Source organism: Paenibacillus sp. SAFN-054 (assembly GCF_051966755.1).
GTDB lineage: Bacteria > Bacillota > Bacilli > Paenibacillales > Paenibacillaceae > Paenibacillus_AQ.
Window position 1 is genome coordinate 2,391,012 of the sequence record NZ_JBQCKS010000001.1, and the last position, 9,005, is coordinate 2,400,016.

Consider the following 9,005-nt stretch of genomic DNA (forward strand, 5'->3'; position numbering starts at 1 on the left):
CCGGATCTAATGAACTGAAGCAGAACCATGCTTCTCCCGGAAAAGAAAATAATAAAGAATTCATGGAAGAAATTCGATGGAGCCGCATGTCTTCTCTCTCTATGATGAATGTAGGCGCTGTTATTCAAGAACCTAGACAAAATGGCGTTGAATTATATTATCAAGGAGGGTTAGCTTTGATGGTCACTAAAACAAAATTGGCGGCACTCGGCATCGCTGCTTTGCTGGCTGTGGCTCCACTGGCAGGCTGCAGCAGCTCCAAAGATGAAGCTAAAGAACCGGAATCCCCAAAAACGGAAGAACCGGCTAAAACGGACGAAGGTACGACGACTCCCGCCGCAACCGACGACGGGGCCAAGAAACTGACAGGTGATTTTGAAATCCAATACTTCGTCGGCGGCTACGGCGATAAATGGTGGAAGAAGGTCATTGCGGACTTCCAGGCTGCAAACCCTGATCTGAAGATCAAATCAAGCGGCGGACCGAAAATCAACGATCAAATGAAACCCCGCTGGGTCGGAGGCAATCCGCCGGATTTCGTATACATCGACGGACCGAACCTGAATGACCGCCAGATGGTGGAAGACGGGCAGCTCGAAGACCTGACCGACTGGCTGAAGGACGCCAAAAATATCGACGGCGAGAAAATCACCGATATTCTGGCTCAGCCTGCACAAGAGTTTGACGGCAAAGTGTATGATATTCCCCTCGTCTTGAACTCTTGGGGCGTATTCTGGGACAAAGCCCTCTTTAAAGAAAAAGGATGGGAAGAGCCGACCGACTGGCAGTCCTTCCTGGCTGTGAGCGATAAGATCAAAGCCGCCGGCACGACGCCTTTCATCCATACTGGTAAATACCCTTACTACATTAACGGTGCCATTCTGTATCCGGCTATCGTTTCTGCGAATAACAACGATATTTCGATCCTTCAGGACATGGCTGCTTCCAAGGTGGAGGCTTTCCAACAACCGGCCGTTCTGACGGCTTTGAACAAAATCGTGGAGCTGCGCGATAAAGGGTTCATCGACAAGGCTTCCATTCAAATCAACCATACGGATTCCCAGATGCTGTTCCTGCAGCATAAGGATGCCTTTATCCCGAACGGCCTCTGGCTACCGAACGAAATGGCCAAAGACATTCCGGGCGGCTTCTCCTTCGGCTTCATCCCTTCGGTTACGCAGGATGCAGGCGGCAAAGTCGTTGCCAACACTTCCACATCGAACGTAGCCATCGCGAAGAATGCGAAAAACAAAGAAGCTGCAAAAGCTTTCCTGCAGTTCGTATTCTCCAAAGCGCAGGCTTCCCAGTGGGCAGAGCTTAGCGGCGCACCTTCCAACATCAAAGGCGACATCAGTTCTTCCAACGCGCCTAGCCATGTGAAAGACGCCGCGAAATACCTGACCGATGCGAACACGGTTGTCGTTCCTGCCATCACGTTCAACGCCGACGTCGATAAAGCGATGCAGGATGCTACAGACGCCCTGACGATCAGCAAAATCACGCCTGAACAATGGGTTGAGCGCGTCGTGGAAGCAGCCAAAAAAGCAGCAAAATAAAATTGAATAACCACTAGCAACAAACTACAGAGACGGAGGATGACGAGGATTTATTCTTCGGTCATCCTCCTTAAATTATTTTGGAAAGGCGGGTTTAACCGGATGAAATTGGGAACAACCAAGTGGCAGCGTAACCTGTTTATCGCAACCTTCATTCTCCCCACGTTTCTGTTCTTTTGCGTGTTCATGATTTATCCCGTCATCCAGGCGATGTACTATTCCCTGTTTGACTGGTCCGGCTCCTCCGACAATAAAACGTTTATCGGTTTGGACAACTTCAAGGAAATGCTTCATGATCCGATCGTCTGGAACGCGATGGGGAACGATTACTTCCTCGTCGTCGGCAAAATTATCGGCATCATGATTCTGGCAACCTTCTTTGCCATCGCATTGACCCGGTTCCGCTTCAAGCTATCGAACTTTTTCCGGTCCATCTTCTTCATTCCGAACGTTATTTCCGTCGTCGTTATCGGCGTACTATGGAATTTCATTTATAATCCGCAGATCGGATTTTTGAACTCCTTTCTGTCGCTTTTCACGGAAGACAAGGTTGACATTACCTGGCTCGGCTTCACCAGCCACACCATCTGGATGCTGCTGCCGCCGGCGATTTGGGCCGGTATCGGTTTCTACATGATTCTCCTGATCGCAGCGATTCAAAGCATTCCGGAATCCTACTATGAGGCATCGGGTCTCGAAGGCGCGGGGCAATGGACGCAGTTCCGTTTCATCACCCTGCCGCTGATCTGGGAGCAAATGAAGGTGTCCATCCTGAACATCATGATGACGACGCTGAACGGCTCCTTCGTCATCGTCATGATCATGACGAACGGCGGACCCGACAACTCCACTCAGGTTATGGGTTCCTACTTGTACCAGATGGCCTTCAGCCAATACCATTTCGGTTACGGCGCCGCCATCGGCGTACTGATTTTGATCGTTTCGCTCATCACAACGGTCATTCTACAGCGTTTAATGCGCCAGGAAACGATTGAAATCAGCTGATCTGAAAATGCACGGGAGGAACAAATTATGAAATCAGGCGGTCTAAATCCATTCTTTAAAATCATATTCTATGCTATTCTGATCATTTGGGGTTTTTCCGTGCTCTATCCGCTGCTGTGGACACTCCTTGACGCCCTGAAAAACAATGATCAATTTTTCCGCAAAATGCCATGGTCCTTACCGGATCTACCGCTGCTGTGGAGCAACTTTACGTATGTATGGAGCGAATTCAGCTTCGATAAGTACTTCATGAATTCCGTTGTCGTTACGGTCGGTTCGACCTTGCTGGGATTATTTCTCGCCGCGACTACGGCATACGTGCTTGCAAGATATCCGTTCAAGGGGAGCAGCATCCTTTATTTAATTTACATCGCGTCGATGATGATTCCTTTCAGCCTTGCGCTCATTCCGCTCTTCTTCCTGTTGAACTCCATGCACCTGACCAACTCCTCCTTCGGATTAATTCTCGTGTATGCGTCAACCTTGATCGCTTTCGGCGTATTTGTCCTGGTCGGCTTTTTCAAAAGCTTGCCCAAGGAGCTTGAGGAAGCGGCCGGAATTGACGGCGCATCGTACTTCGGCATATTCTTCAAGGTGATGCTTCCCTTGTCCCAACCCGGTCTGATTACGGTGGGTATCGTGAACGTGCTGAACATCTGGAACGAATACATTATCGGCACCATCCTGGTGAACGATCCCGAACATTACACGCTTCCGGTCGGCATCGCCATGATGCAGGCGCAGATGCAGTATCGTACCGAGTGGGGCCCTCTCTTCGCGGGATTGCTTATCACCATGGTTCCTGTTCTCGTCATCTATATGTTCTTTCAACGCCAAATCGCGAGCGGCATTACGGCAGGTGCCATCAAGTAATGAAAGACGTAAAGACGTTTTGCCAGCATACGGGGACGTCAGTTTAAGTTTCCGGGCAGCGATTCTCTGATATCCATACAAACAAACCTTAGTCTGGGAGAGTCCATGCTAAGGTTATTGTTTGTATACGGCTTCATTGACAGTCATATCCATCGTAAAAAGGGAGCGGACAACATGTCTAACGATATACGGAAACTGCTGGTCATGAATATTATCAGCTCAATTATCTCTATTTATATCGCCATCTTTGTCAACTTGTATATATGGGAGTCCAATCAAGGAATTGATGAAGTTTCCCTTTATAATGTGTCCATGTACATCTGCTGGGGACTGACATTTGCCCTCGCCTCGAAGCTGATCAGCAAATATTCCATCCGGGTGCTTCTTGCTGTCTCCGCGCTATGCGGAGCCGTGGCGTTCATGTATCTAATGTTCGTTCATCTGGATAACCGGCTGCTATGGATCGTGCTGCTTGGCATTCCTGTCGGCATGATGTTCGGGTTCTCTCAATCCTCCCAGAACCTGGGGATTGCGATGCAAGGAAAAGAAAACGAGCTCGCTCCTTATTTTGCGGCCATTAACATTACCTCGCAGGTGCTGAACATGGCCGTACCCATCCTTTCCGCAGCGGTCATCCAAGGCTTCGGTTACAGCGGCTCCTTCGTTACCATGCTGATCTTCATCGCGGTCATGCTGCTGTACGCATGCACAATGCCGCGCATTTCCCTCCCGCCTCCGTCTTCAGGCACCCTAACCTGCGAGCCCTTGTATACCATGGGATTCCGGAGGTCCTTTAGCTATCCCGGCGCCAAATGGGTCCTGTTCTCACTGCTGGCGGCGGGTATCTTCTTGCAGTTCCAGAATTTATTTGCCCTTCTCTTCACCTTTTCCGTGACGCAAAACAAGCTGCAGATCGCGCTGCTGAATTTGCTGTATACACTATCGTCCCTGCTGGGGCTGTGGCTATACCGCCGCATCAAATTTAACGAGATGCGCTGGCTCTGGATCGGCACCTTCATGCTCGCCGCCGGGTTTGTCATCGCGCTGCTTCATCTTCCGGCAATGCTGATTCTTTCCAATGTGCTGACCTCGATTGGCATGTTCTACTTTTCCATCGTCTGGAACGCCCAGCAGTTCAAATACATCAAGCATCTGGATCCGGCTACCAAACGCAGCTTCCTCGTATGGAGGGAGTGCATACTGGTATTTACGCGGTGCGTGCTGCTGAGTTTGACCTTCTCGCTCACCGAAATGCGCGGTCTGGCTTTTATGACGATCGTCGTCATCACTATTGCATGCCTGTTCGCCATTCCCGTATTTCAGAAGCTGGCAGGGCGGGATAACCGCAAATGGGATTCCGTCCCTCCCGCGGCCGCCGATCAGGTCACGTTATAAGAAAAACAAAAAAAGGACTCCCGCCCGGGATTAAATCTTAAACCGGGACAGGGAGTCTTTTATTACGCCGGAAAGAACCTGAAGCTTCTTAGACAAATGTACGAGCCCCGTGCTGATTCCAAGCTGCTCGTTGCTGAGCGAAGCCACTTCCTCGGATGTGGCCAGGGATTGATCCGATACGACGCTGACGCCCACCATCGCATCCGACAGCTGTAGCTGCGACTGCTCCAATTCGAGAATCGAGCTGTTCACCAGTGACAAGTAGCTCATGAGCTCACCCATTTGCGATCCGACCTGGTTAAAGAGCGTATCGGCATTTTTTACGGACGAAATCTGTTCCATAAAGATAGGGCTCGAATCATGCAGGACCTGCGCGGTCTCCTTAATATCCTGCTGAATGGCTTCCGTAATCTGGCCGACAGCGTCTACGGATCGCTTAGCCTGCTCCGACAGCGCCCGGATTTGGTCTGCCACCACTCTAAAGCCCTTACCGTAACTGCCTGCCCTAACTGCCTCGATCGTGGCATTGAGGGACAGGACATTCGTTTGCTTCATTAATTGGGTAAGGATATCCAGCACGCCTGAAATGGACTCCGTGCTTTCCTGCAGCTTTTCAACCCTGCCGATCATGGAGCCGATCCTTTCTTCCATGTCCTCGGTCTTCCGGATCAGTTCAAGCATCGAATCCGTTCCTATGCGGCTGGTTTCATTCACATCCTCCGCAAGGCTCTGCATCTCCCTGCTGGTCTGAACGAGCGTCTCCGTCTGTTGATTGGATCTCTGCGCCAGCAGTTTGCCGTGTTCCGCATCATTAGCAAGACCTTCGCTGCCCTTGGCGATGTCTGAGGTAGCCGATGCGATTTCTTTTGCCGTTTCCTCCGTATTGAGGGATACATAGGACAGCTCACTCGCCATCTGAAGCATTTCGGCAGCAGATTGTTCCGTATGGTGAACCAGATTCGTCAAATGCAGCATCATTTCATCGAAGCTCTTTCCGACCTGACCGATTTCGTCTCTCGATACGGCATTGGTTCTTACTTGCAGATTACCATCCGCCCCTTGCCTCATCAGTTCCCGTAAATGGCTGAGCGGTCTGCCGATCATGCGGGCGACAAGCCAGCCCATCAATACAGCCAGGATGAACGCGGACCCGAGCACCCATAACGTTGCTTGGAAAATTTGCTTCGTGTCCTTCAGCATTTCGCCAACCGGGATCATGCCGATCGTAAACCAACTGTTGGTTTCGGATTTGGCCATCACGACACGTTTGGATTTATCCTGCGTAAGGAAGGAATATTTGGGCTGGCTTAACCCTTCAGGAGGGATAGATATATCGGATTTATGACCAAGCTGGGACGACGCCTTGCTGTATATGACCCGATTCTGCGGACTAATGACCTGAATGCTGCCGCCATCCCCCATATGTACGTTCTCGACCTGCTCTTTGATCGCAGCCAGATCGATATCGATGAGAATTACGCAGTAACCCTCGGACACACCTTCACCGGAAATCACCCGGCCCAGCGTAATGGTCGGATTCGTATTCCTGTTTCCGTCCAGGTTATGGTCGATCCATACGGATTGTCCGCCGCTCTGTACAATATTTTTAAACCATTCTTCGTTGCCGTAATTTTTGCTTGCGAGCAGACCCGAAAGCGTAGGAACGAGGGTTCCGTCGGTCTGCAGCACTTCAATGGAAGTAATGTACGCATTCGAGAACATGTAGGATTGAAGTATCGTATCCAGCGCATCTGCAAGCTGCGGATATTCCGCCTGATTATCCTTCTGGTTGAACAGCTCAAGGACCGTATTCTTCATCGTCTTGTCGACCATCATCTGCAGCATTATTTTATTTAAGGATTGATACAGATAATCAAGCTTCTGACTCGTTTGTAAAGCCGTCTCCAGATACGCGCTGGTAACTTCGCGTTCCAACGCCTTCTTGGAAATTTGATATGATACTACGCCCGTCACCGCCACAAAGGCAATAATGGCAGTGACCATGATAAGGGCAATTTTCGTTCCGATCGACTGCAGCGGGTTCCAGCGGAACGGTTCCTTCCATGACTTTTCTCTCATCGGCAAGTCCCCCTATATGACCGTAAAGAAGATATATTTGGCATAATATGACTATACCGGCCTTTACAGGGAGTCTCTATTGATTATCTTCTTCATTTTATCGAATTTATTCTCTTCTATATAAATTGATATTGATTGAAAGCGAGGGAAAGTGCATAACCTGTATTCCAGATCGGATCCAGAAAAAGCAACCTTTCGTTCATTTTAAATAGCAAAAGCGATTAAATCTTGACGAAATGCCGATAATTGTAGGGTTCCATACTTTTTAAGTTGACTATGCCTGGCAGGTTCATCTACAATATATAAGGAAAAATTGATGATGTATTTTCACAACAGTCAACTGTTTTTGGGAAAAAAGTCATTGTGCAGACCGGCACAGAATCATGAAGCTTCATAAATTAATGAGACAGGTGAAATAATAATGACAGCATCCAAAGATTACCGTATTTTGCTATATTATAAATTCGTTCACATTCCCGACCCCGAGCAGTTCACGGCGGAGCACCTTCAATATTGCAAGGATCTTGGCGTTAAAGGGCGTATTCTGATCGCTTCTGAGGGCATTAACGGAACGTTGTCCGGAACGGTGGAACAAACCGAAAAATACATGAATGACATGAAGGCCAACCCGCTATTTGCGGACACGGTGTTCAAAATCGACGAATCCGAAGGTCATGCGTTCAAAAAGATCTTCGTGCGCCATAAGAAGGAACTGGTTACTTTCCGTTACGAAGAAGAGCTTGATCCGAATGTTATCGGCGGCAAACGTCTTTCCCCGGTGGAATGGCATCAAATGCTGCAGCGGGATGACGTCGTCGTCATCGACGGACGCAATGACTATGAATACGAGATCGGCCATTTCCGCGGCGCCATCCGTCCGGATGTTGGCTCATTCCGCGAGTTCCCCGAGTGGATCCGCAACAATATGAGCGAGTACAAGGACAAGACGGTTCTGACCTACTGCACAGGCGGCATCCGCTGCGAGAAACTGACCGGCTTCCTGATCAAGGAAGGCTTCCAGGATGTATCCCAGCTCGAAGGCGGCATCGTCACTTACGGCAAGGATCCGGAAGTGCAGGGCCACTTGTGGGACGGCAAATGTTACGTATTCGATGAGCGCATCTCGGTGCCGATCAACCGCACGGAAGAAGACGTGATCATCGCCAAATGTCATCACTGCGGAACGACGGAAGACCGTTATATCAACTGCGCGAACCCGGTATGCAACAAGCAGCATGTCTGCTGCACCGATTGCGAGGAAGAGCATCAGTCCTTCTGCTCCGACGAGTGCAGAGAAGCGGTTATGACCGTGCAGGCGTAATGGTCTCATAGCACTATAAAATAAGCAGGCGCATCAACCCAGAACTTATGGGATGAGGCGCCTGCTTTTTGATGTTTCTCTTGGATGCCTTTATTGCGGTGCATTATGAATCGCTATGCACCACTCGGCGAAGAAGGCGCTGCGAAATGAAATTGTTACGCATCACTCGGCGCAATAAAGCGCTGCGCGGTCAGACGATGCTTCCATCGCTGTTGCCTCCGAATGTTCTTGAACTATTTTCTATGGAGAACATTCGGAGGCAAAGGCGAACGCTTCGCTTGTGCGCATTCGTCTGCCCTCTCCGCTGGGATTGTGCTTGTTCGTCACTTCTTCGAGCGGATTCAGGATGCCTCTGCGGCATATTGAAGGCGCTGCGAATGAAATTGTTACGCATCACTCGGCGCTATAAAGTGCTCCGCGGTCAGACGATGCTTCCATCGCTGTTGCCTCCGAATGTTTATGAACTATTTTCTACGGGGAACATTCGGAGGCAAAGGCGAACGCTCCGCTTGTGCGCATTCGTCTGCCCTCTCCGCTGGGATTGTGCGTATTCACCAATTCCTTTGAGCGGATGCTTCGCTTTTTTGAGTTTCGGCACCCTTCCCTTGGAGCTTCCTTTTGGAAAAACGTCATAGTGCATATGGAGTCCTTGGGAGCCCTGCGAATGAAAATGTTATGCATCACTCGGCGCATTACAGCGCTCCGCGGTCAGACGATGCTTCCATCGCTGTTGCCTCCGAATGTTTATGAACTATTTTCTACGGGGAACATTCGGA

6 protein-coding genes are annotated in these 9,005 nt (G+C 49.8%); 5 read left to right on the plus strand and 1 reads right to left on the minus strand.

The features are described from left to right. Positions 1-179: 179 nt before the first annotated feature. The 4 genes from ACTHPM_RS10905 (at position 180) to ACTHPM_RS10920 (ending at position 4,829) form a co-directional block, all read left to right on the plus strand. Positions 180-1,556: an ABC transporter substrate-binding protein gene (locus ACTHPM_RS10905; RefSeq protein ID WP_440395185.1), complete on the plus strand. Its 1,377-nt coding sequence runs from the start codon at positions 180-182 to the stop codon at positions 1,554-1,556. Positions 1,557-1,658: 102 nt separating this feature from the next. After that, positions 1,659-2,561, plus strand: a complete 903-nt coding sequence (locus tag ACTHPM_RS10910; protein WP_440395186.1) for a carbohydrate ABC transporter permease — start codon at positions 1,659-1,661, stop codon at positions 2,559-2,561. A 27-nt stretch (positions 2,562-2,588) separates the two neighbouring features. Further along, positions 2,589-3,434, plus strand: coding sequence for a carbohydrate ABC transporter permease (locus ACTHPM_RS10915; protein ID WP_440395187.1), 846 nt, complete (start codon positions 2,589-2,591; stop codon positions 3,432-3,434). Between the two features lie 174 nt (positions 3,435-3,608). Then, on the plus strand, positions 3,609-4,829 hold the full coding sequence (locus ACTHPM_RS10920; RefSeq protein WP_440395188.1) for an MFS transporter: 1,221 nt from the start codon (positions 3,609-3,611) through the stop codon (positions 4,827-4,829). A gap of 30 nt (positions 4,830-4,859) precedes the next feature. Here ACTHPM_RS10920 and ACTHPM_RS10925 read toward each other — a convergent pair whose 3' ends face one another. Beyond that, positions 4,860-6,908 (minus strand): methyl-accepting chemotaxis protein, encoded by a 2,049-nt coding sequence (locus ACTHPM_RS10925; RefSeq protein WP_440395189.1) that lies wholly within the window; start codon positions 6,906-6,908, stop codon positions 4,860-4,862. Positions 6,909-7,329: 421 nt separating this feature from the next. Between ACTHPM_RS10925 and trhO the strand changes: the two genes are divergently transcribed. Then, positions 7,330-8,229: an oxygen-dependent tRNA uridine(34) hydroxylase TrhO gene (trhO, locus tag ACTHPM_RS10930; protein ID WP_440395190.1), complete on the plus strand. Its 900-nt coding sequence runs from the start codon at positions 7,330-7,332 to the stop codon at positions 8,227-8,229. Positions 8,230-9,005 lie beyond the last annotated feature (776 nt).